This window comes from Massilia sp. MP_M2 (assembly GCF_039123635.1).
GTDB lineage: Bacteria > Pseudomonadota > Gammaproteobacteria > Burkholderiales > Burkholderiaceae_D > Telluria.
In genome coordinates, this window is sequence record NZ_JBCHJF010000009.1 from 253885 (window position 1) to 277720 (window position 23836).

Annotated in this window: 21 protein-coding genes and 1 tRNA gene; 6 read left to right on the top strand and 16 right to left on the bottom strand. The window is 63.0% G+C overall.

The window, feature by feature from the left end; all coding sequences use genetic code 11:
* Positions 1-403 precede the first annotated feature (403 nt).
* The 7 genes from RCH14_RS18875 to ybiB all read right to left on the bottom strand — a co-directional run bounded on the left by RCH14_RS18875 (position 404) and on the right by ybiB (position 8145).
* Positions 404-482 (bottom strand) — tRNA-Ile (locus RCH14_RS18875).
* A gap of 114 nt (positions 483-596) precedes the next feature.
* Entirely contained in the window at positions 597-2852 is a 2256-nt protein-coding gene (rpoD, locus tag RCH14_RS18880; RefSeq protein ID WP_343027643.1) for an RNA polymerase sigma factor RpoD, read from the bottom strand.
* Between the two features lie 227 nt (positions 2853-3079).
* Positions 3080-4876 carry a DNA primase gene (dnaG, locus tag RCH14_RS18885; protein ID WP_343027644.1) on the bottom strand — a complete coding sequence of 599 codons (1797 nt, stop codon included), beginning with the start codon at positions 4874-4876 and terminating at the stop codon, positions 3080-3082.
* Between the two features lie 130 nt (positions 4877-5006).
* Positions 5007-5456, bottom strand: a complete 450-nt coding sequence (locus RCH14_RS18890; protein ID WP_343027645.1) for a GatB/YqeY domain-containing protein — start codon at positions 5454-5456, stop codon at positions 5007-5009.
* A gap of 127 nt (positions 5457-5583) precedes the next feature.
* Positions 5584-5796, bottom strand: coding sequence for a 30S ribosomal protein S21 (rpsU, locus tag RCH14_RS18895; protein WP_005665410.1), 213 nt, complete (start codon positions 5794-5796; stop codon positions 5584-5586).
* 95 nt (positions 5797-5891) lie between these two features.
* Complete coding sequence (locus RCH14_RS18900) at positions 5892-7109, bottom strand: NAD(P)/FAD-dependent oxidoreductase (RefSeq protein ID WP_343027646.1); 1218 nt, start codon at positions 7107-7109, stop codon at positions 5892-5894.
* 58 nt (positions 7110-7167) lie between these two features.
* Positions 7168-8145 (bottom strand): DNA-binding protein YbiB, encoded by a 978-nt coding sequence (ybiB, locus tag RCH14_RS18905; protein ID WP_343027647.1) that lies wholly within the window; start codon positions 8143-8145, stop codon positions 7168-7170.
* Positions 8146-8293: 148 nt separating this feature from the next.
* On the opposite strand from ybiB, the gene RCH14_RS18910 reads away from it, so the two are divergent.
* From RCH14_RS18910 to RCH14_RS18920, 3 genes are all read left to right on the top strand, one after another.
* Entirely contained in the window at positions 8294-9355 is a 1062-nt protein-coding gene (locus RCH14_RS18910; RefSeq protein ID WP_343027648.1) for a 3-deoxy-7-phosphoheptulonate synthase, read from the top strand.
* An 89-nt stretch (positions 9356-9444) separates the two neighbouring features.
* Positions 9445-10485 carry a tRNA (adenosine(37)-N6)-threonylcarbamoyltransferase complex transferase subunit TsaD gene (gene tsaD / locus RCH14_RS18915; RefSeq protein WP_343027649.1) on the top strand — a complete coding sequence of 347 codons (1041 nt, stop codon included), beginning with the start codon at positions 9445-9447 and terminating at the stop codon, positions 10483-10485.
* Between the two features lie 134 nt (positions 10486-10619).
* On the top strand, positions 10620-11465 hold the full coding sequence (locus RCH14_RS18920) for an endonuclease/exonuclease/phosphatase family protein (RefSeq protein WP_343027650.1): 846 nt from the start codon (positions 10620-10622) through the stop codon (positions 11463-11465).
* Here the strand turns inward: RCH14_RS18920 and RCH14_RS18925 are convergent.
* The 3 genes from RCH14_RS18925 to RCH14_RS18935 all read right to left on the bottom strand — a co-directional run bounded on the left by RCH14_RS18925 (position 11462) and on the right by RCH14_RS18935 (position 13424).
* On the bottom strand, positions 11462-12130 hold the full coding sequence (locus RCH14_RS18925; protein ID WP_343027651.1) for a DsbA family oxidoreductase: 669 nt from the start codon (positions 12128-12130) through the stop codon (positions 11462-11464). The two genes, RCH14_RS18920 and RCH14_RS18925, sit on opposite strands and share 4 nt — an antisense overlap.
* Positions 12131-12220: 90 nt before the next feature.
* Positions 12221-12844 (bottom strand): glycerol-3-phosphate 1-O-acyltransferase PlsY, encoded by a 624-nt coding sequence (gene plsY / locus RCH14_RS18930; protein ID WP_343027652.1) that lies wholly within the window; start codon positions 12842-12844, stop codon positions 12221-12223.
* An 88-nt stretch (positions 12845-12932) separates the two neighbouring features.
* Positions 12933-13424, bottom strand: a complete 492-nt coding sequence (locus RCH14_RS18935; RefSeq protein WP_343027653.1) for an aminoacyl-tRNA deacylase — start codon at positions 13422-13424, stop codon at positions 12933-12935.
* Between the two features lie 38 nt (positions 13425-13462).
* Between RCH14_RS18935 and RCH14_RS18940 the strand changes: the two genes are divergently transcribed.
* The gene (locus RCH14_RS18940) at positions 13463-14407 is read left to right on the top strand and encodes an endonuclease/exonuclease/phosphatase family protein (RefSeq protein ID WP_343027654.1); all 945 of its coding nucleotides are present in this window, start codon (positions 13463-13465) and stop codon (positions 14405-14407) included.
* A 22-nt stretch (positions 14408-14429) separates the two neighbouring features.
* Here RCH14_RS18940 and RCH14_RS18945 read toward each other — a convergent pair whose 3' ends face one another.
* The 5 genes from RCH14_RS18945 to RCH14_RS18965 form a co-directional block, all read right to left on the bottom strand.
* Positions 14430-16595, bottom strand: a complete 2166-nt coding sequence (locus RCH14_RS18945; protein ID WP_343027655.1) for an EAL domain-containing protein — start codon at positions 16593-16595, stop codon at positions 14430-14432.
* Between the two features lie 208 nt (positions 16596-16803).
* Positions 16804-17013, bottom strand: a complete 210-nt coding sequence (locus RCH14_RS18950; RefSeq protein ID WP_343027656.1) for a hypothetical protein — start codon at positions 17011-17013, stop codon at positions 16804-16806.
* A gap of 85 nt (positions 17014-17098) precedes the next feature.
* Complete coding sequence (gene xerD, locus RCH14_RS18955; protein ID WP_343027657.1) at positions 17099-18001, bottom strand: site-specific tyrosine recombinase XerD; 903 nt, start codon at positions 17999-18001, stop codon at positions 17099-17101.
* On the bottom strand, positions 17974-18498 hold the full coding sequence (locus RCH14_RS18960; RefSeq protein ID WP_343027658.1) for a methylated-DNA--[protein]-cysteine S-methyltransferase: 525 nt from the start codon (positions 18496-18498) through the stop codon (positions 17974-17976). Before RCH14_RS18960 ends, xerD begins: the two co-directional genes overlap by 28 nt.
* A gap of 416 nt (positions 18499-18914) precedes the next feature.
* Complete coding sequence (locus RCH14_RS18965; protein ID WP_407070095.1) at positions 18915-19901, bottom strand: TRAP transporter substrate-binding protein; 987 nt, start codon at positions 19899-19901, stop codon at positions 18915-18917.
* Positions 19902-20015: 114 nt separating this feature from the next.
* On the opposite strand from RCH14_RS18965, the gene RCH14_RS18970 reads away from it, so the two are divergent.
* Entirely contained in the window at positions 20016-22049 is a 2034-nt protein-coding gene (locus RCH14_RS18970) for a nitrogen regulation protein NR(II) (protein WP_407070093.1), read from the top strand.
* Between the two features lie 42 nt (positions 22050-22091).
* A complete protein-coding gene (locus tag RCH14_RS18975) occupies positions 22092-22673 on the top strand; it encodes a response regulator (protein ID WP_343027660.1) in 582 nt (193 codons plus the stop codon).
* A 104-nt stretch (positions 22674-22777) separates the two neighbouring features.
* Here the strand turns inward: RCH14_RS18975 and RCH14_RS18980 are convergent, their stop codons facing one another.
* Positions 22778-23746, bottom strand: a complete 969-nt coding sequence (locus RCH14_RS18980; RefSeq protein ID WP_343027661.1) for an IS1595 family transposase — start codon at positions 23744-23746, stop codon at positions 22778-22780.
* Positions 23747-23836: the final 90 nt, after the last annotated feature.

Here is a 23836-nt window from a genome sequence, read left to right on the forward strand (position 1 = left end):
GATCAAAGAGAACGGTTGCGGCAACAGGGATGGTGGTCCACGTGCCACATGCATACCAAGTCGAGGGGGCTGGGGATGTGGTGCTTCCGTGCGATGAAGTGCGGGTTATATCCCGCAATCTGAGCGATAAGTCTGGCCAGCATTTATGCCCACTCTGCCAGCGAATCGAAAGACCTTTATAGATCGTACCAGTTCAGGTCCGCAATTTGGCTGCAACAGAGACACGCGAGGCAGACATGTCCAATTTAGGACGCGTCAATTTCAGTTAACACCGGAACCGATAGGGTACGCACTTGGCGGCTAGCCTTAGCGAATCCGGGTACTAGATGGGTACTGGCATCAAGTAAACTTCACCGAAAACGCAAGCCGAACGGCCCAATCACTTCTAAGCCTTTGATTTTATTGGTAGGCCTCCCGTGAGTCGAACACGGCACCAACGGATTATGAGTCCGCTGCTCTAACCAAGCATGAGCTAGAGGCCCAGAAACTGGGATAGTGGCAAGCAGCTCGCCACCGGCTCATCAACACGAATGCGGTGAGCGAAGTGGCGAGAGCATATTGCCTTTAGTACAGGGCCGTCAAGCCCGCATCAACAATCAGCTGTTGTTCTCGAGGAAGCTCTTGAGCTTGTCCGAGCGCGATGGGTGACGCAGTTTGCGCAGCGCCTTCGCTTCGATCTGGCGAATCCGCTCGCGGGTGACGTCGAACTGCTTGCCGACCTCTTCCAGCGTGTGGTCGGTCGACATCTCGATGCCGAAGCGCATGCGCAGCACCTTGGCTTCGCGTGGCGTCAGCGAGTCGAGCACATCCTTGACCACGCCGCGCATCGAGGCATGCAGCGCGGCGTCCGATGGTGCCAGCGTGTTGTTGTCTTCGATAAAATCACCCAGATGCGAATCGTCGTCGTCACCGATCGGCGTTTCCATGGAAATCGGCTCTTTCGCGATTTTCATGATCTTGCGGATTTTATCTTCCGGCATTTCCATCTTGATCGCGAGCGTGGCCGGGTCGGGCTCGGCGCCGGTCTCTTGCAGGATCTGGCGCGAGATCCGGTTCATCTTGTTGATCGTTTCGATCATGTGCACCGGAATACGGATCGTGCGCGCCTGGTCGGCGATCGAACGGGTGATTGCCTGGCGGATCCACCATGTTGCGTACGTCGAAAACTTGTAGCCGCGGCGGTACTCGAACTTGTCCACGGCCTTCATCAGGCCGATATTGCCTTCCTGGATCAGGTCAAGAAATTGCAGGCCGCGGTTCGTGTACTTCTTGGCGATCGAAATCACCAGGCGCAGATTGGCCTCGGTCATTTCACGCTTGGCCTTGCGCGCCTTCATTTCACCGGCCGCCATCTGGCGGTTGATATTGCGCAGGTCTGGCAGCGGCAGCACGACACGCGCTTGCAGGTCGATCAGGCGTTGCTGCAGTTCCTTGATCGTCGGGATGTTGCGGCCCAGGATCGCGCTGTAGGCGTGCCCGGCGTTGACTTCGCCGTCCACCCAGTCCAGATTGGTTTCGTTGCCCGGGAAGACCTTGATGAAGTGGGCGCGCGGCATGCCGCAGCGGTTCACGGCCACGTCGAGGATCTGCTTTTCGATGTGGCGCACTTCGTCGACCTGGCCGCGCAGCGTGTCGCACAGTTTTTCGACGACCTTGGCCGTGAAGCGGATGCCCAGCAGCTCGTTGGAGATCGCGTCCTGCGCTTTGACATAGGCTTTCGAGTTGTAGCCGTCCTTCTCGAACGCCTTGCGCATCTTGTCGAATTGCTGGGCGATCTCGGCGAATTTGGTCAAGGCCGTGACCTTCAGCGCTTCGAGCTGCTCGGCCGAGTAACCGGCGGCGCCCGAGTTGCTTGGCGCCTCTTCTTCTTCCTCTTCGCCTTCGGCGTCTTCTTCGTCTTCTTCGTCCTCATCGGACTCGCTGGCGACGGGCGCGGCAACTTGCGGCGTGTTGTCTTCGCCTTCCTGGTCGACCAGGCCATCGACGATTTCGTCGATCTTGATTTCGTCGCTGTCGATCTTGGCAGCGGTGCCGATGATTTCGGCGATCGTCACCGGGCAGGCCGAGATGGCCTGGATCATGTCTTTCAGGCCGTCTTCGATGCGCTTGGCGATCTCGATTTCGCCTTCGCGCGTGAGCAGCTCGACCGAGCCCATTTCGCGCATGTACATGCGGACCGGGTCGGTGGTGCGGCCGAAGTCGGAGTCGACCGTCGACAGCGCAGCTTCGGCAGCCGCTTCGGCTTCATCGTCACTGGTGGCGTTGGGGACGTTGTCTGACAGCAGCAGCGTCTCGGCATCGGGTGCGTGCTCGTAGACCGCGATGCCCATGTCGTTGAAAGTGCCGATGATGCCTTCGATCGCTTCCGGATCGACGATGTTCTCGGGCAAGTGGTCGTTGATCTCGGCGTACGTGAGGAAGCCGCGCTCCTTGCCCGACTTGATCAGGGCCTTGAGTTTGCTGCGGCGCAGCTCGAGTTCTTCTTCGCTGGCCTCGGTATCGGACGAGAACGCATCCTTGAGCAGCGCTTTCTCTTTCGCCTTGCGGTCCTTGGCCTTGGCCTTGTCCGCTGCCTTGAGCTCGGCGCGCTCGACCGCGTTCAGCGCGGCGATCTCGTCGTTTTCGGGGGTGAATTCTTTTGGCTTGCGACCGCGCCGGCCCGGCACTTTGACAGAAGGCAAGACGTAGCCCGACGTGTCGATGGCGGCAAGCGTGGCCGCATCGGTCGTCTGGTTGACAGGCGCCGAGGTTGCCGTACGCACCTCGGCCTTGTCTTGCGAATTGTCGGCCTTGGCGGCGGACGTTCTCGTGGTCGTGGCAGCCACGTTGGTTTCGGGTTTCTTGGTTGGCACAGGCGCTTTCGATGTCACAACGACTAACTTTACGGCGGTTAAGAATAAAGTTTTGTTACCTTCATCATCCTGCAGGCACAAATCCATGGCCTCGCTAACTGAAACTCAACGCACGCAATTGAACCAAAAAGGGTTACAACAGTTGCAATAGTTAGCGTTTTATTATAGCACGCACCCTTTCTTTTTCCAGTCGTGAACGCCTGGGCTCCCGGGGAGAAAGCCAGTGTTCATCGGGGTGCCATTGCCGCAGTGGCTTCGCGCTCGAGAAGGTCCAGCAGGGCTGCAATCTCGCGGTAGCGGGTACTGATCTGATCTGAGGGCAGTCCGGAAGAAAACAACTGGTTCTGCTCCTGCTTCAACACATCCATCTTGATCTGGCGTACTGAACTGAGCAGCACGATGCGGTCGCCATCGACTTCGTTTTCTGGTTCAGCGGCAATCTCGGCAATCATGCCGTCGTACTCGTTCGTCACCTCGTGCAACTGTTGTGACAGCGCGGCGAACGTGCCATGCGGGCCAAGCGCCTGCGCCGTATCGATCAGATGCCGGAGCCGGTCCGCGCCTTCTTCGCCGAAATAATCGAACGAAGACAGCGCGACCTCGTCGAGTTCCAGCGCCAGGTGCGGATGCGACACCAGGATGCGCAGCATCTTGCGCTCCAGGCCCACCGGTTCGGGGCGGCCCTGGCGCGGCGGCGCGCGGCGCGCAGTGGCCACCGGCTTGGACAACTCGAACAGACTTTCGATCTCCGCCGGCGTCGATTGCGTCATGCTGGCCAGGCCGCGCACGATCTGCAGGCGCAGGCTCGACGGCGTCATCGATTGCAGTAGTGGCTTGGCGTCGAACTGCGACTTCGCGCGCCCTTCCGGCGTGTCGAGATCGTGCTCTTGCGTCACTTCGCGCAGCAGAAATTGCGACAGTGGCATTGCATCGGCAATTTCTTGCTCGAAGGCGTCGGCCCCGCGCTCGCGCACGAAGCTGTCCGGGTCATGCTCTTGCGGCAGGAACAGGAACTTGATGGTCTTGTTGTCGCTCACTTGCGGCAGGCACGCTTCGAGTGCGCGGCGGGCAGCCTTGCGGCCGGCCTTGTCGCCGTCGAAGCTGAAGATCACATCGTCGGTCTGGCGCAGCAGCTTTTGCACGTGGGTACTGGTGCAGGCGGTGCCGAGCGTGGCCACCGCTTGCGGAAAGCCCAGCTGAGCCAGTGCGACGACGTCCATATAGCCTTCGGTCACCAGGACATAGCCGGCGTCGCGAATCGCCTGGCGCGCCTCGAACAGGCCATACAGCTCCAGGCCTTTCTGGAACAGCGGCGTCTCGGGCGAATTGAGGTACTTGGGTTCGCCACCGTCGAGCACGCGGCCGCCAAAGCCGATCACCTGGCCCTTGGTGTTGCGGATCGGGAACATCACGCGCTCGCGGAAGCGGTCGTACCGTTTGTGGCGGTTGCCTTCTTCGTCAACCTTGTCGATCAACAGGCCCGATTCGACCAGCACGTGGGCGTCATAGTCGGGGAAGACCGCGCGCAGGCTGTCCCAGCCGGCCGGGGCGTAGCCCATGCCGAAGCGGGCGGCCACTTCGCCGGTCAGGCCGCGGTTTTTGAGATACGCGATGGCGTCCGGCGCTTCGCGTAGCTGGGCCCGGTAAAACGCGCAGGCTTGCGTCAGCGCATCGGTCAGCGCCAGCGACTGCGCCTGCTGGGCGGCGCGCTGGGCCGGTGGGATCTTGTCGTCGACGTCGGGCACGATCATGCCGACGTTCTGGGCCAGGTCTTTTACTGCATCAACGAAACCCATGCCCGAGTATTCGATCAGAAAGCCGATCGACGTGCCGTGGGCGCCACAACCGAAGCAGTGATAGAACTGTTTTGTCGGGCTGACCGTGAAGCTGGGGGATTTTTCGTTGTGAAATGGGCACAGGCCCATGAAGTTCGCCCCGCCCTTCTTGAGCTGGACGTAGCGGCCCACGATATCGACAATGTCGACCCGGTTGAGCAAATCGGTGATGAAAGTTTGCGGGATCACTTGAGCTTACACAGTATTTGTCTAGGGCCAGACTATACCGCAGCGCCTGCTGCAAATTGATATGCAACAAGTTGTCGTCCCTGCCCGAGGGTGGCCAGGGACGACGCGTTGCAGATTGCGCTTATGGCGTTTATGCGCCAGCCAGGGCTTTCTTGACCAGGCCGGAGACCACGGTCATGTCGGCGCGGCCAGCCAGCTTCGGCTTGAGCACGCCCATCAGCTTGCCCATGTCTTGCGGGCCAGTTGCGCCGGTCTGGGCAACGGCTGCAGCAACTTCAGCGGCGATTTCTTCGTCCGACAAGCCAGCAGGCATGTACGCCGACAGAATGACCAGTTCGGCCTTCTCGATGTCGGCCAGGTCGGGACGGTTGCCGGCTTCAAACTGGCTGATCGAATCCTTGCGCTGCTTGATCATTTTTTCGATCACGGCCAGCACCTGGGTATCGTCCAGCTGGGTCTGTTCGTCGAGTTCCTTGCGCTTGACTTCGGAAATGATCAGGCGCACGGCCGCCAGGCGGCCCGTTTCCTTGGCGCGCATGGCGTTTTTCATGTCTTCGGTCAGTTGTTCTTTTAAGCTCATGGGATCTCCGTATTCAAAAGGGATAAACGACAAAACCCGCTGCGGCGAAACCGAAGCGGGTTTGCGGACTTCAGCGACTCGCCGGGACTGGCAATGCCGTCACCGGGTCTTGGCCGTCTGAACTGTCTTAGTACAGTTTCTTCGGCAGTTGCTGGCTGCGGATGCGCTTGTAGTGACGCTTCACTGCTGCTGCCAGCTTGCGCTTGCGTTCTGCGGTCGGTTTTTCGTAGAACTCGCGTGCGCGCAGTTCCGTCAACAGACCGGTCTTTTCGATGGTGCGTTTGAAGCGACGCATGGCGACTTCGAACGGCTCGTTTTCTTTAAGGCGGATAGTGGTCATGTAAAAATCAAACCGTTGGATTTAGGGAAGAACGAAATTCTAGCATCGTTTGCAGTCCAGTGGAAGCTTTAATCACGAAGTGGGGTTTTCAAACGTCAACTATTTGCCACTGCCAGACCGGCCGCCACGCCCGATGCCCAGGCCCACTGGAAGTTGTAGCCGCCCAGCCAGCCGGTCACATCGACCGTCTCACCGATGAAGTACAGGCCGGGCACCTTGTTGACCATCATTGTCTGCTGCGACAGGCCACGGGTGTCGACGCCACCCAGCGTGACCTCGGCCTTGCGGTAGCCTTCCGAGCCGGTCGGGACGATGGCCCAGCGGTTGATGGCGTCGCCCAGCGCCCGTAATTTCGCATCGGCCATGTCGGCCAGGCGTGCACTGGCGTCAAAGCCATTGGCCGCGAGCAAACCTTCGGCCAGGCGCGCGGGCAGCCACTGCGTCAGTACATTGCCCAGTTGCTTCTTTTCGGTTTTTTTCAGGCCGATCAGTGTGTCGGCCACGTCCATGTCGGGCAACAGGTTCAGCACGATCGGCGTGCCCGGTTGCCAGTAGCTGGAAATCTGCAGGATCGCCGGGCCCGACAGGCCGCGGTGCGTGAACAGCAAGTCTTCGCGGAAGTGACCACCCCGGGCGCCCTTGCCCTTGCCGCTGCCGGTGCTGACATCGACCTCGAGCGCGATGCCGGCCAGCGGCACGAACGGTTCCCAGCTTGGACCATCGAATGTCAGCGGCACCAGACCCGGGCGGGTCTCGATGAGTTGCAGGTCGAATTGCGTGGCGATGCGATAGCCGAGATCGGTCGCGCCGATCTTGGGGATCGACAGGCCGCCCGTGGCGACGACGACATTACTGACCAACAATTCGCCGGCATCGGTGTCGATGGCAAAGCCGGCATCGGTCTTCTGCACGCCCGCCACCTTGCACGGCATGCGCCACTCAACGCCGCCCAAGTCGCACTCGGCGCGCAGCATCGCGATGATCTGCTCGGCCGAATCGTTGCAGAACAATTGGCCGCGGTGCTTTTCGTGGTGCGCAATCCGGTATTTCTTGACCAGCGCCAGGAAGTCTTGCGCCGTGTAGCGCGACAGCGCGCTGCGGCAGAAATGGGGATTGTTCGACAGGTAGTGCTGCGGCCCGGCGTTGACGTTGGTGAAGTTGCAGCGTCCGCCGCCCGAGATGCGAATTTTTTCGGCCAGCTTGGCCGCGTGATCGACCAGCACCACGCGCTTGCCACCCTGCGCCGCGACAGCCGCGCACATCATCCCGGCCGCGCCCGCGCCGATTACCGCCACATCGAATTGATTTGCCATGCCTGCCACCACCTTTGCTCAACCCGCCATTGTATGCGAGTGGCGCACTGGCGAACAGCTACTCGGCCGGCAGGCTGCGGGCGCGGATCTTGCGCGAGACTTCGACGCAGTACGCCACCTGTGTGGCAATCGATGGCGGCACTGGCACCTCGCCGCGCAGCGCGGCGCCGATCCAGGCCGCGGTGGTGGCCGCATCGCGCCCGTCAGGCACGATCGCCAGGTCGTCGGTGGGTGCGTCGCGCTCGACCAGCAGCGCGCGCTGGCCAGCATGGAACCAGTCGATGCGCTGGGCGCGGTGCGGGTGGGCGACGGTTTCGCCCTCGGTGCCGCGCATTAGGAATGCGTCGCCCCGGGTTTCGCTGTCGACGCCCTCGAAATACTCGCCCAGCGTTTCCAGGTATTCGGGGTGCGTGTACGAGACCAGGCGCAGTGCCGGGCCGTCGAATGGCTGCAGGATCTTGACGATGGTGTGCGTCGAATTGCGCACGCCCAGCACGCGGCGCAGCGCCAGCATGCGCGCAAGTTGCGGGGCCAGGTGCTCGATCGGCATGAAGGCCACGCGGCCATGGACGAATTCGTTGTGCGCCTCGGCGCCGGTGGTCACGTCGGTCACGCCCAGCTCGTGCAGGATTTCAGCCGTGGCCACGCGCCCCGGATCGTTGCTCACGCCATGCACGAGCACCGGCACGCCTTCGCGCGCCAGCAGCAGCGCCAGCAGCGGCGTCAGATTGGCCAGCTTGCGCGCGCCGTTGTAGGTGGGAATCGACACCGGCGCGAATTCGCCGCGCGGCGCGGGCAGCGGCGTGAATGCGGCGCTCGCTGCATCCATGAAGCCGGCCAGCTCATCGACCGATTCTCCCTTGATGCGCATGGCAAGCAGGATCGCGCCCAGTTCGAGGTCGGATACCCGACCCTCGAGGATGGCCGCGTACAGCCGGTGCGCGTCGTCGCGCGTCATGCTGCGCGCCCCTTTGACGCCGCGGCCGATTTCCTTGATGAAGGGGGCCGCGACAAAGCGTTCGATATCGGTAGTCATGGCAAAAGGATACACGGGAACGTGGCACTCCGGCAGCACGCACGGGTGCCGAGCACGGCCCGGCGCCCCCGTTTAGGGCCGCGCATGTGCACATACGGCAATTTCCGCTTACACTGATCCATCCCCCCAGAAGAATATAGATTGCACCATGACCAGTACGCCACAAATCGAAAATACCAACGTTAGCTCGTTCGCCCGCATGCCAACGCCGGTCGAACTGCATGCCACCCTGCCGCTGACCGAACGCGCCTATGCCACCGTGATGGCGGGCCGCGAGACGCTGCGCAATATCCTCGACCGCAAGGACAAGCGCCTGTTCGTCGTCGTGGGCCCGTGCTCGATCCATGACCCCGAAGCCGGCCTCGACTATGCGCGCCGGCTCAAGGCGCTGCAGGATGAAGTGAGCGAGACGATGGTGCTGGTGATGCGCGTGTATTTTGAAAAGCCGCGCACGACCACCGGCTGGAAGGGCTATATCAATGACCCGTTCATGGACGATTCGTTCCGTGTCGAGATCGGCATGGAGCGCGCGCGTCAGTTCTTGCTGGACGTCTGCGAGATGGGCTTGCCGACCGCAACCGAGGCACTCGACCCGATCTCGCCGCAATACCTGGGCGACCTGATCGCCTGGACCGCCATCGGCGCGCGCACGACCGAATCGCAGACGCACCGCGAAATGTCGTCCGGCCTGTCCACGCCCGTGGGCTTCAAGAACGGCACCGATGGCGACGTGAGCATCGCGATCAATGCGGTGCTGTCGTCATCGAACCCGCACGCGTTCCTGGGCATCAATGGCCAGGGCTCGGTGTCCATCGTGCGCACCAGCGGCAACGCCTATGGCCACGTGGTGCTGCGCGGCGGCGGCGGCCGGCCGAACTACGATTCGGTCTCGGTGGCCATTGCCGAACAGGCGCTGACCAAGGCCAAGCTGCCGGCCAACCTGGTCGTCGACTGCTCGCACGCCAACAGCTACAAGAAGCCGGAGCTGCAACCGCTGGTCATGTCCGACGTCATCCAGCAAATCCGTCATGGCAACAAGTCGCTGGTCGGCGTGATGATCGAGTCGAACATCGTCAGCGGCAGCCAGTCGATTCCAAGCGACCTGTCGCAGCTGACCTATGGCTGCTCGGTGACCGACGGCTGCATCGGCTGGGAAGAAACGGAAACGATGCTGCGTGAAGCGCACAAGGAATTGTTGCAGCGTCCGTAAGAAACCGCGCAACATCCGCAGGGTGGGCGGCGCCGCCACCGGCCCTGCGGTAGAATGCCCGGTTCCGCTCAATCTACCTGGCTTTCCACATGATCGTTCTCGGCGTCGAATCCTCCTGCGATGAAACCGGCTTTGCTCTGTATGACACCGAGCGCGGCCTGCTATCCCACGCCCTGCACTCGCAGGTCGCAATGCACGAAGAATATGGTGGCGTGGTGCCCGAACTGGCATCGCGCGACCATATCCGGCGCGCCATTCCTCTGCTGGACGAAGTGCTCAAGCGCGCCAATCTGCCGGCGTCGAACATCGACGCCATCGCTTACACGCAAGGCCCCGGCCTGGCCGGCGCGCTGCTGGTCGGCTCGTCGGTGGCGTGCAGTCTGGCGCTCGCGCTCGACAAGCCGGTGCTGGGCGTGCATCACCTCGAAGGCCACCTGCTCTCACCGCTGCTGGCCTCGGAACGCCCAGACTTCCCGTTCATCGCCCTGCTGGTCTCGGGCGGTCACACGCAGCTGATGCGCGTCGATGGCGTGGGCAGTTACACGCTGCTGGGCGAAACGCTGGACGATGCCGCGGGCGAGGCGTTCGACAAATCGGCCAAGCTGCTGGGCCTGGGGTATCCGGGCGGGCCGGCGATTTCGCAACTGGCCGAGCGTGGCGATCCAGCGGCCTACAAACTGCCGCGGCCGATGTTGCACAGCAAGGACTTCAACTTCAGCTTTTCGGGCCTGAAAACGGCGGTGCTTACCGTCGTCAAGAACCACGAAGAAAAGGTGATTGCGAATATCCCGCAGCAGGACAAGGCCAATATCGCGCGCGGCTTTGTCGATGCGATTGTCGACGTGCTCACCGCCAAGTGCGTGAGCGCCATGAAGCACACGGGCTTGAGCCGCCTGGTGATCGCCGGCGGCGTCGGCGCCAACAAACAATTGCGCGCGTCGCTCAATGCGGCGGCGGCAAAGCGCAAGTTCAAGGTCTATTACCCGGAGCTGGAATTTTGCACCGACAATGGCGCGATGATCGCCTTTGCCGGCGCGATGCGCCTCGAGCGTAACCCTGCGCTGGCGCAGCGCGATTACGCGTTCAATGTGCGGCCGCGCTGGCCGCTCGATGAACTCGAAGCGGCCTGAAAACACAGCGGCATCTCACCACAAAAAGACTGCCGCCAGCATCGAACTTGCCTGTCTGACACCGATCCTACGGTGTGACCGTTGCCCGTCAAACGGTGGCAATATCCGTCGATTAAGTTTTACGGAGGTGAACAATGCGCGTAGTCAGCTGGAATATACATTGGGGTTGTGGCAAGGACGGTCGGATCCGCATTCACGCGATGATCGACGTGCTGCGCCGGTTGAACCCCGATGTCATTTGCCTGCAAGAGGTGGCTGCCAATCACCCCGAGCTCGAAGGCAGCGCCAGCGCCAACCAGTTCAAGCAACTCGCCGGCGCCTTCGGCGGCTACCACGCTATGGAACACGCGCCGAGCGAGATTTACCATAACAATGTCCCGCGCCTGTTCGGTAACCTGATCCTGTCCAAGTACCGCATCTCGCAAGTGCACCGCCACCTGCTGCCGTGGCCGGCCGACCCCGACCATGCTGCCGGCATGCCGCGCGGCCTGCTCGAAACCGTTGTCGAAGCGCCTGGCGGCAAGCTGCGCCTGCTCACGACGCATCTCGAATATTATTCGCCCGTGCAGCGCATGGCGCAGGTCAAACGCATCCGCGAACTGCACGCCGAGGCCAGTGCACGCGCACTGCTGTTCCAGCCCGATCCGAACCTGGGCGCACCGTTCCAGCTGGGCTTTCGGCCCGGCTCGGCGATCCTGTGTGGTGATTTCAATTTTGCGCCCGGTGCGCCGGATTACGCGGCGCTGCTGGCCGCGCCGGAAGGCAGCGCCATGGCGCTGGTCGATGCCTGGCGCGTGGTGCACGGCGACATGGCGCGTGCGCCGACCACCGGACTGCACGGGTATCCGTGGCCCGGGCGGCCTGAATGCTACGATTATTTCTTCGTGACCGACGATCTGGCGCCGCGCCTGACTGCCCTGGACGTGCAGTCAGAAACAGCGGCATCGGACCACCAGCCGGTGGTCCTCGATCTGACTTAGACGACGGCGTCGGCCGGCGCTTCCAGGCCCGGAATCTCGCGCAGCGCGCGCTCGAAGACTTCAGGCAGCTGGCCGCCCGAAATCAGGTGTTTCTGGTTGATGATCACGGCCGGCACCGACTTGATGCCGGCGTTGAGAAAGAACTGCTCGCGCTCGCGCACTTCGTCCTTGTACTCGTCCGACGCCAGGATGCGTGCTGCCGTCTCGCGCTCCAGCCCCACGCTCTCGACCGCGCGCAGCAGCACGGCGTGGTTGCTCGGATCTTCGCAGCGGGTGAAATACGCTTCGAGCAGTGCGACCTTGAGCTGGCGCTGCTTGCCTTCATCTTCGGCCCACGACAGCAGGCGGTGCGCGTCGAAGGTGTTGTAGATGCGGCCGCGCCGCTCCATGTCGAACGTGAAGCCGACCGCAGCGCCGCGTTCGCGGATCATCTCGCGGCTGGATGCCTGCTGCTCGAGGCTGGCGCCATATTTTTCAGTGACGTGCTCGACGATGTCCTGGCCTTCCGGCGGCATGTTCGGGTTCAGCTCGAACGGCTGGAAATGCAGGTCGACGCGCACGTCGTCGCCCACGTTCAACAGTGCCTGTTCGAGGGATTTGAGACCGACTGCGCACCATGGGCACGAGACGTCCGACACGAAATCAATCCTGAGTTGCTTGGTCACGGCGTATTACCTTTCTGTCCGGCGCGGCCGCGAATGTGCCGCTATTGCCAACCATGGTAACGCCTCGGTAAAAAACGCGCGCACGCTGCCTTACTTTGCCTTGCCGGCCCCGTTCGACTTGCTGCCGAGCCTGGATTCCTTGCCCGCGATCAGGTTGCCGATATTGCCGCGGTGACGCCACACCAGCAGTGCGCTCATGACGATCACGGCCAACAAAATAGCATCGACGCCGAACAGCAAGCCGTAGTACAACGGCGCGAATACTGCTGCCACCAGCGCGGCCAGCGACGAGTAGCGAAACGCGTACGCGATGATCACCCAGGTGGCCAGCGTCGCCAGTCCCAACCATGGATTGATGCCGAGCAGCACGCCCAGCGCGGTGGCCACGCCCTTGCCGCCGACAAAGCGAAAGAACACGGGCCACAGGTGGCCGAGGAACACGGCGATGGCCACCAGCGCGATCCCGGTATCGTCCAGCCCATAATCGTAGCCATAGCGCACCGCCAGCCAGACGGCCAGCCAGCCCTTGGCCGCGTCGCCGACCAGCGTGGCAATTGCCGCTTTCTTGCTGCCGCTGCGCAGCACATTGGTGGCGCCCGGGTTTTTCGAGCCATACGTGCGCGGGTCGGACAGGCCGAACGCGTGGCTCATCACGACCGCGAAGGAAATCGAACCGAGCAGATAGGCGGCAATGGTGGCAATCAGGGTGTTCATCGTGTCTCTTTCGTGGGCGCCGGTGTCGGGCTCATTTTCTACCGGAAATTGGTGCGTGAATATACACCATCGTATGCGTGCCGCGAAGCTACTCCGCGATCGCGCATGCTACCGGCCGCGCCTGCAGTACATCGACCAGCACGCGCGGATCGATGCCGACCAGATAGCCGCGGCGCCCGCCGTTGATGTAGATTTTTTCGAGCTGCAGGATGCTTTCTTCGACATACACCGGCAGCGCCTTGCGGATGCCGAACGGCGAAGTTCCACCAACCAGATACCCTGAATGGCGCTGGGCCACATCCGGCTTGCATGGTTCGACCGACTTGCAGGGGATGGCCCGGGCCAGGTTTTTGGTCGACACCTTGCAATCGCCATGCATCAGCACGATCAATGGCCTGGCGGCTTCATCCTGCATGACCAGGGTCTTGACCACGTCATGCTCCGCCACGCCCAGCGCACTGGACGAGACCGATGTACCGCCATGCTCCTGGTACGCATAAGGATGCTCGGAAAACACGACGCCATGCTTGCGCAGGAATTGGGTGGCGGGAGTCTCGGAGACGTGCTCTTTCTTGGCCATGCGTGTTACGCTAAAGACGAACAATAGGGGTTTCTATTATGCAGGAAGAACTTCGGTTTGCCACCTTCAATACTTTCAATCTGGCACCGCCTGGCGCACGCTTGTACGACAATCTCGCGCCCACCACGGCTGACGAATACGAAGCCAAGCTGGACTGGACGGCGCACCAGCTCGACCTGATCAACGCCGACGTGATCGGCTTCCAGGAAATTTTCTCGCAGAGCGTGCTGGCGGAAGTCTTGCGGCGCACGCAGCGCTATCGCGACGCGCACCACATCGGCTTCGATCCCGACCCGGGCGCGACGCGTCTGACGCCCAGCGTGGCCCTGGTCTCGCGCCTGCCGCTGGCCGAGCCCGGTACCGAGCTGGGCAAGTTTCCGGCCAATGTCACGATGCCACCCGGCAGCCGCGACCCGGACCGTTTCACGCGCGCCCCGCTGCATGCGGGCGTGATTGCGCCCTCGGGCGTGGTGATCGACATCGTCGTGGTGCACCTCAAGTCGCGCCGCCCCGATTACCGCTCGAACGACAGTGGGGCCGATCCGCACCTGTACGCGCTGGCTTGCCTGCGCTCGCTGATCCGGCGCGGCACCGAAGCCACCGCGCTGCGCGTGCTGCTGACCGATATGGCGCGCACCAACCGCCGCCCGCGCATCGTGCTGGGCGACTTCAACGACGTGGCCGATTCGGTGACGACCGAAATCGTGCTGGGTGCGGGCACGCCGCTGGCCGAGCGCCTGTATGACGCGAGCCAGGTGCAGCGCCGCCTCGATCACCAGCGCCATGTGGGGTTTTCGATCCTGCACGACACGCGCCATTCGACGATCGACCACATCCTGGTGTCGCCCGAATTCAATCCGGCATTGGCCGATGCGATCGGCGAAGTCATTGATGTGGTGTATCTGAACGATCACCTGAACCTGGCGTTGCCGGAAGCGTCGGACCATGGGCAGGTGCTGGCCAGGATCCGGCTGTTTGACTAGGGCCGCAGCACCAGGCCCGTCGCTACCAGGTCCGATACGGCGTCAGGTTTGGCCATGTACTGGCCGCGCTGGCATAAAACCCCTGGTAATCGTCGCACCCATGCCGGCGCAGAAAATCGAGCTGCTCGGCAGTCTCCACCCCCTCCCCCACCACCCGTAGCTGCAGGCTGCGCGCCACCGCAATGATGGCCGGCACCATGGCGGCATGCACCGGATCGTGCCCCACGTCGCCGACGTAGCTGCGATCGATCTTCAGTTTGGCGAGAGGAAAGCGCCGCAATGCTTCCAGGCTCGACAGGCCAGTACCGAAACGGTCGACACTCAGCTGCACACCGCGTGCGCGCAGCGCCAGCGCCGTGGCGCCAAACGCCGGCTCGCCCCGGATCAGCGCGTCTTCGGCGATCTCGAGTTCGAGCGCTTCCGGCGGCAGACCGGCGTTCTCGAGTGCGGCGTCGATTGCCGGCAGCAAGCCGTCATGGGCCAGCTGGACGTCGGACAGGTTGACCGCCACCGTGACGGCCGCCCCGGCATGGCGCCACGCGCGCGCGCGCCGACACGCTGCGCGCAGCACCCATTCGCCGATCGGGACGATCAGCCCGGAGTCTTCGGCCACCGGCAGGAAGTCGTGCGGCAACAACAGCCCCCGTTGCGGATGGCGCCAGCGCAGCAAGGCTTCGACCGACGTCACGCGCCCGGTCGCCACTTCGATTTCAGGCTGGTATTGCAACAGGAACTCCTTGCTGTCGAGCGCCTGGCGCAAGCGGTTTTCAAGCTCGACGCGCGCGATCACGTGGGCGTTCATGGCGGGACTGAAAAAGCGGAAGGTGCCGCGCCCGTTCTGCTTGGCGTGGTACATCGCCACATCGGCATGGTGCAGCAGGGTTTCGACGTCGGCACCATCGTCGGGACACAACGCGATGCCGACCGATGCCGACAGGGTCACTTCCTTCCCGCCAACGTCGATGGGCCGCGCCACAGCCTCGGGGAGGGCGACGGCCACGTGGGCCGCCTGGTCGGCGCCCTTGATGTCTGACAGCAGCACCACGAACTCGTCGCCGCCCAAGCGGCTGATGGTGTCGACCTGGCGCACGCACGCACATACCCGCGCTGCCACTTCGCGCAGGACGACGTCGCCGGCCTGGTGGCCGTGGGTGTCGTTGATCGCCTTGAACTTGTCGAGGTCGAGGAACATGACGGCGCAGCGGTTGCCCTGGCGCCGCCAGGTGGCCAGCGCCTGGTGCAGCCGGTCCAGGAACAGAATCCGGTTGGGCAGGCCCGTGAGCGCGTCGTGCTCGGCCTGGTGGCGCACCTGCTCTTCGATGCGCTTGCGCTCGCTGATGTCGGACAGCATCGCCATATAGCTCGAGACGTCGCCATGCGCATCGCGAATGGCCGTGAGCGTGACGCGTACCGGATAGCGCTCACCGTTGCTGCGCGCGCTGGCCAGTTCGCCTTCCCAGTGGTCGGTGCCTTCGAGTTCGGCCCAGATGCGCTCGTAGAAGCCGTCATCGACGCCCCAGCCGAGGCTGGCAAATGGAAAGCCGATGATCTGCTCGGGCGCATGGCCAGTGATGCTGGTGAAGGCGCTGTTGACGGCGAGTACGCGGTACTGGGCATCCATCATGATGATGGCATCGCGCGCATTCTGGAACACCTGCGCGGCCTGCGCGAGACTGCTTTCGGCCTCTTTGCGCACCGTGATGTCGATTTCCATGCAGAAGACTTCGTGCATCAGGTCGTCGTGCATGACGGGATAGTGGCAGGAATAGACCCAGTGGCGGCGGCCGGCCGTCGACTGCACCAGCCAGTCGCCCGCCTGCGGCGCCTGGCCGGTACGCCAGATGGTGGCGATGACGTCTTCGAATTCGCTCTGGCGATCGAGGTGAAGCACCATGTCGCGAAATGCACGACCAACGGCGTCGGTGGCAGCAATGCCGTACAGTTCTTCGCTGGCGTGGTTCCAGAAACGAATGGTGCCGCTACGGTCCATCGAATGCACGGCGACCGCCGGCGCCAGCTCGAGGGCCGTGACGAAGTGATGGAGCCAGCCGAAGACTTGTGCCACGCGCCCGGCGCCGTCGCCCGCTGGATTGATGGCGGCCGACGCGCCCTGCGCAGGAGGTAGCTTGTCAAGCACGGCTTGCCTGGGTGGCGGACGATCGGGAGAGTCTGGATCCAGTTCGCTCACGGCAGCGCCTTTCTCTCAGCCAGCGGCAATTATCAGGAAGACGAGCCTGTCATTGGCATGCTGCGAAACGCGCCTGGTTTGCCAGGTGGCAAACGGCGGGCCGGCAGGGAGAACAACCCACCCTGCCGCCAGGTCTGGCAGCCAGCTGACAGCTGGTCGCATTCACATGGCTCAGACCGCAATTGCTGCTGTTAGTTCAACGACGAGGTCAGGCCGGGCTGGAAGGCAGAGCCGCTGGCACTGCGTCTTCATTGACGTTGTCGTTGTCGCTGTCGCTGTCGCTGTCCTGCACGATGACGTTGCCGTCGGCATCGACTTCATTCTTTGGTTCGAGCTTGCGCTTGGCCTTGTCGTCGGCCTTGCGCTTCTTGTCGAGTTCCCGTTGCCGTTTTTCGTATTGAAAATTATTCCGTGCCATAGTCACCTCGATATGATGGAGCGGTAGGGCTACCGTCCTGACCGGCCATTATGGACTACCGCGCCGATCCCGGCTTGCCTTAACGCTAACCGCGGGGATGGTGCTCGGTGTGCAGGCGCTTGAGTCGTTCGCGCGCCACATGGGTATAGATCTGGGTGGTCGAGATATCGGCGTGGCCCAGCAGCAGTTGCACAACGCGCAGATCGGCGCCATGGTTGAGCAAGTGCGTGGCGAATGCGTGGCGCAGCGTGTGCGGAGACAGCGGCCCGGTGATGCCGGCTTTCTTTGCGTGCTTCTTGATCAGGATCCAGAACATCTGGCGCGTCATCGGGCCGCCGCGGCTTGTCACGAACAGGGCGTCGTCCATCTGGCCATTGAGGATGATGCCGCGCGCATCCTTCAGGTAGCGCTCGAGCCAGCGCCGCGCTTCTTCGCCGAAGGGCACCAGGCGCGTCTTGCTGCCCTTGCCCGTCACCCGCAGCACCCCATCGTTCAAGCTCACTTCGACCAGTTTCAGGGCCACCAGTTCCGACACCCGCAAGCCGCTGGCATACATCAGCTCGAGCATCGTGCGTTCGCGCAGGCCCAGCGGCGTTGCCACGTCCGGCGCACCAAGCAGCGCCTCGACCTGGCTTTCGTTCACCGTGTGCACGAAACGGGTCGGCTGGCGCGCCGATGCCATCTTCAGGCAGGGATCGACGGCGATGCGGTTGCGGCGCAGCGCCAGACCATAGAAGCGCTTGAGCACCGACAGCCGGCGGTTGGCCGTACTGGGGCGCGAATCGGGATGGCGCTCGGCAAAATAGGCGGCCAGGTCGTCCGCGCCGACGGCCAGCAGGCCGCGCTCGGGCTCGCGCGCGTGCAGCCAGGTGGCGAACAGGCGCATATCGCGCCGGTAAGCATCGAGCGAGTTCTTGGCCAGGCCCTGTTCGAGCCAGAGCGTGTCACAGAACTCGTCGATCAGGGAAAGATCGACTGCTGTTGCCATGGGCTTGCGGTGGCGCCTTCGTGGCGCAGCAACCAGCGTTTCACCGACAGGTGAAAGCCGTTTTCGTCGTCCTGATTGGCGAAGCCGCCCAGGCCGCCGGTGGCGGTAACACGGTGGCACGGGATCACGAGCGGGAACCGGTTGGCGCCGCAGGCCTGGCCGACGGCGCGCGGGGCCGAGCCGATCACGCGCGCCACGTGCCCGTAGGTGTGTACGGCGCCACGCGGGATCGCGTGGATGTGTTGCCAGACCTTGCGCTGGAATTCGGTGCCGGCCTCGAGCAGCGGCAGATCGAACACGAGATCGGGATCCTGCAGATACTGCGCGACCTGCTGCGCTGCCCGGTCGGCAAGCGCGTTGTCGGCGCTTTTTTCGGCAAACGATGGCGGCAGGTAAACCAGCTCGCACACCTTGTTGTCTTCCGTGCGGATGCCCAGCGCGCCGAAGGGCGCCGGCACGATGGCGTTGAACAGCAGGGAGGCACGATCTGGCTTCATGGCGACGGTTGGCAGTGCGCGGCAACGGGACCATCCCGCTGGCAGGCACCCAGGCATCTTACTCGCCGCAGCGAGTGCGCGGCCAGTCGTTTGGTATCAGGAAACGAAAAACAGGCGAAAAAAAAGCGCACCATCAGGTGCGCTCCAATTCGGGTCACGTCTCCGGTCGTTTGGCAGTGCCAACGACTTCTGTAAAACGTGGTGTCTCCTCGAATATTCTCCGGTACGAATACCGTTCTTATATCAATGCTCCCCCAAAACCTGTACTGCTTGTTACTGGCCCTTCGCCGCACCACTTCAGTGCGTATGAGCGCCATGATAACGCAAATGCTTATAGAAAACGTATCTTTTAGGTCACAAAAACAGAAAATTGTTTTACTTATAAACAAAATGACTTAGTGACCAGGAACTGACGTTCACCGTGCCACCTCGCGCAGGATAGCATGCACGGTCTCCTTGCCGATACGGCTTTCCATCTGACCGTACACCGGCTGCAGTGCACGGCGCCACTCGGCCTGCTGCGCCGGATTGAGTGTATGGATCACGGTCGTGCCCGACTGACGGATTTTTTCCATCGACTCGTCGTTGGCGCGCTGGGCAATCTGCTTTTCGTACACGGTCGCTTCGCGCATTGCCCGTGCCAGGATCGTGCGGGTCGCCGCGGGCAAGCCGTCCCAGAATTTCTTGTTGACGATCACGGCGTAGCCCAGGTAACCGTGGTTCGACACGGTCAGGTGTTTTTGCGTTTCGTGCATGCGCTGGGTGTACATGTTCGACGGCGTGTTTTCCGTGCCCTCCACCACGCCATCACGCAGCGCCGGCGCGGCTTCGGAAAACGCCAGCACCATTGGCTGCGCGCCCAGCGCACGCATCTGCGCATCGAGCACCATGGACGCCTGGATGCGCATGCGCACGCCGTCGAAATCCTTCAGCGCGATCAGGGGCTGATTGGCCGACATGACCTTGAAACCATTGTCCCAGAAGGCCAGGCCGGTGATGCCCTTCGGCTCGAGCTTGCGCAGCAGTTCGCGCCCGATGCGCCCTTCCGTCACCTTGTACAGCGCCGCCTTGTCCGGGAAAATATACGGCAGGTCAAACGCTTCGAATTCGCGCACGCCCAGCGGCGAAAACTTGGCCAGCGACGGCGCCAGCATCTGCACGGCGCCCAGTTGCAACGCCTCGAGCTCTTCGCGGTCCTTGTACAACTGGCTGTTTGGATAGACTTCCACCCTGACCTGGCCGCGCGTCATTTGCTCGGCCAGCGCCTTGAAGCGCTCGGCGGCGCGGCCCTTGGGCGTGTCGGGCGCCACCACGTGACTGAACTTGATCACGATCGGCCCTTGTGCCCAGGCATTCATACTGGCGGCTGCGGCCAATGCGGCGCACAGCGCGCGCACGGGCAGGGAATTGAGTTGCATGACGGTTCGATTCTTCCTGATGAAACGGTACACTGGCGGATGCCGCACTGCCGCCATCGCGACGGTGCGCCCGACAGTTTAACCACAACAGGACCTTGCATGAAATTTCCATTCATCCAGCCTGGGTCGACGCCCGACCTGGACGCCGAGCCCGAGCCGCGCGCGCGCTCGCGCGGCTGGCGCTTCCTGCGCTGGATGGTGCCGATCATGCTGGTCCTGCTGTTCCTGGCGGTGCTGATCTGGCTGCCATGGCAGGCGCGCCAGATGGAAAGCAACGATCGGCAAGAGCAATTGATTGCCGATACGCTGTGGGTGGAGCAGACGCTGCGCTTCGAACTGGCGCGCAGCGAAGAAGCGCTGGCCGCCCTGGGCGCCGACCTCGTCGTCGCCCCGCTGCCGCCAGCCAAGCTGACGGCGCGCTTCCGGCAAATGTTCACCAATGGCCCCGAGCTGGTGCGCGTGGTCTGGAGCGATGCCGCCGGCGTCCAGCAAGCCATCCACGGCAGCGACCTGCCCGCCGCCGGCCTGCCGTCCGCCACCGTGCTGGCCGGCGAGATGGCGCGCTCGATCCGGCGCGGCCGCTACAGCGTGCCATACGGCGCCACGGCGTCCACCCATGGCGTGATCGATTACTACCTGCCGCTGTTTCGCAGTGGCCAGTTTGCCGGCAGCCTGGTGGCGACCTACAGCCTGCAAGTGCTGCTCGATGAAACGGTGCCGTGGTGGTTCGCGCAAGACAATGCGCTGACCCTGCTCGACCGCAACGAGCTGCCGGTGGCGCGGCGCGCCTCGGGCGGTCCGGGCCGCAACGTGTACACCCACCAGCGCGAGCTCGACCTGCCCGGCGCCCAACTGGTGCTGTCGACCAACAGCGTCAAGCGCGCGCCGCAACTGCTGCCCAACCTGCTGGTCGGCTCGGTGATCGTGCTGGCGCTCGGATTGTTGATGAGCCTGGCTGCGCTATGGCGCCACATCTCGCGCACGCTGGCGGCCGAGGCCGCGCTGCGCCAGCAAATGGCGTTTCGCACGGCCATGGAAAACTCGCTGATCACGGGCTTGCGCGCGCGCGACCTCGAAGGCCGCGTGACCTACGTGAACCGGGCTTTTTGCCAGATCGTCGGCCTGTCGCAAGAAGAATTGATCGGCAAGAAACCCCCGATGGCGTACTGGGCGCCGGAAGCGATGGCCGAATACGAGGACCGCTTCCAGGGCATCCTGTCGGGCAAGGTCACGCCGCAGTTCGAGACCGTGTTCCAGCGGCCCGACGACGTGCGCGTGCCGGTGCTGGTGTTCGAGTCGCCGCTGGTCGATGTCGACGGGCGCCATACCGGCTGGATGAGTTCGGTGCTCGACATCACCGACCGAAAGCGCGTCGAAGAACTCAATCGCCAGCAGGAAGAAAAGCTGCAGGCCAGCGCGCGCCTGGCAACGATGGGGGAACTGTCGTCGATGCTGGCGCACGAGCTGAACCAGCCGCTGGCCGCCATCTCGAGCTACACGGTCGGCGCTCTCAACATGCTCGACCGCGCCGCCGGCGCTGGCCAGGAGGTCAAGCCCGGCATGCTGCGCCACGCACTGGAACAGGCGCGTCAGCAAGCCCAGCGCGCCGGCCAGATCATCCGCAGCGTGCACGAGTTCGTCAAGAAAAGGGAGCCGCTGCGCCAGGAACTGACGATCCGCAGCGTGATTGCCAGCGTGCATGCGCTGATCGAATTGCAGGCACGTCAGGCTGGCGTGGTACTGCGCGTGCACTTGCCGCCGGGCTTGCCCCCGGTGCTGGCCGACCGCGTACTGCTCGAGCAGGTGCTGCTCAACCTCACGCGCAACGGCATCCAGGCCATGCAGGACACCGTGCCGGACCAGCGCGTGCTGCGTATCGAGGCCGCGCACATAGACGATCAGGTGGCCGTCTCGGTGATCGACCGCGGCCACGGCATTTCGCCCGAAGTGGCCGAGCGGCTATTTTCGCCGTTCTATTCGACCAAGGCCGAAGGCATGGGCATGGGGCTGTCGATTTGCCGTACGGCGATCGAGTTCCATGGCGGCACCCTGAGCCACGCGCCCTATCCGCCCGGGGGCACCGTGTTCACGTTTTCGCTACCCGCGCAGGCAGGGAGTCGGACGGTCGGCTAGAATCGCGCTGCGGCGCCCTGCCCGACTATTACGGAGACCCCCATGCTGCACATCGTCGACGACGAAGAAGTCATACGTGATTCGCTCGCCTGGCTGGCGCAATCGCGCGGCCTCAACGTGCGCAGCTATGCCGGCGGCCAGGAATTTCTCGACGTCATCAAGGATCTCGACGGCAGCGGCGACTGCGTGCTGCTCGACGTGCGCATGCCCGGCATGAACGGCATTGCCGTGTTCGACCAGTTGATCGGCCGCGGCCTGCTGCCGCGCCTGCCGGTGATTTTTCTGACCGGCCACGGCGAGGTGCCGATGGCGGTCGACTCCCTCAAGCGCGGCGCCTTTGATTTCTTCGAGAAACCGTTCAACGACAATGTCTTGATGGACCGCGTGGAAGAAGCGCTCGCCGCCTCGCGCAAGGCGGCCACGTCCGCTGCGGTGCAGGGGCGGCTGGCAACCCTGTCGACGCGCGAACGCGAAGTGCTCGACCTGATCCTGGCCGGCATGATGAACAAGGTCGTGGCCGACAAGCTCGGCATCAGCATGCGCACGGTCGAGGTACACCGGGCCCATATTTTCGACAAGATGCAGGTCAAGACGGCGGTCGAACTGGCCGGCTTGCTCAAGTAAATACCGGCGGCGCAGCCGCGCTGCCTTCACATTGTCTTCATTTTCCGCGCGTCAAGGGTCTGAACGGTCCGCAGCAAGCCTTGTAAAATAAGGCGCAGTCAGCATTATCTGTTGATGACGCTGATGGCAATGCGGAGCAATTGTTCTGGCGAAATGATCCGCTGGCCATCCAAAGCCCAACGCCAGCCCAGGTAATTGGGCAGGTAGCGCGACGCGACGCCATGGAAGCCCTGTAACCAGGCCTTGAAGCGGTGGTGGTAAGCGTTCACGTTCTGCACATGGATGGCAAGGCTGCCCTGACGCCTCACACGCACACCTGCGCGCACATTGACCGTCTCATGCGCGATCCTGTGCTTGCGTGCAAAGGCCCGGTAGGCGGCATGGCTGTCACTGACCAGCAACGCCTGCCGATCCAGCCTGGGTAGCAAGTCACGGGCGAGTTGCGCAGCCGTGAGGGCCCCGCGGCCAGTGACGGCATCGACCGTGCGTCCCTCGCGGTCGCGCGCGACCAGGATGCAGTCGAGTTCGCTGGAAATGCCCCGTTTGACCGCATGGCCGCCACGGTGGCGCGGTGGCCGATCGAGCGTGCGCGAACCTTTTTGTGATTCGAGCAGGAATGTTTCGTCAGCCTCGACGATGCCGTTAAGGACTGCGGGCCGGTCGAGCTTGACCCAATGCAGGAAGCGGTGGCGCCAGCGAAAGGCGGTGTTGCGGTGTACGCCGACCCGATCTGCCGCCTTGCGCACGGGCAGTGAATCGAGCAGCACCTGCGAATAGGCGAGCCATTTGGCCTTATGCCTGAGCCGCGCCAGCGGCGTGCCGGTCAGGTCATTAAAGGTGCGGCCGCAAGCGCAGCAGCGGTAGCGCTGCAAATCGTTGGCGAACCCGTGCCGGTAGCAGCATGCGTTGCCGCATCTGGGACAGCAGCGGCGTGGATCTCTGACCTCCGTGATGAGCGCGACTACCTGATCGAGCCCGGCTGCAGGATGCAGGGCGTCAAGCACTTGCCGGCGCTGGGGTTGGTTCAGCGAAGGCAGTTTTGCAAACCAGCCCTTGAAACGTGGCGCTTTCATGATCGACTCCTGACGCTGGGGACAGGGTTGGACCACTGGACTGCTCTTCAGTTCAAAGCGAGTCTCTATTTAACGTTGACTGCGCCTAAA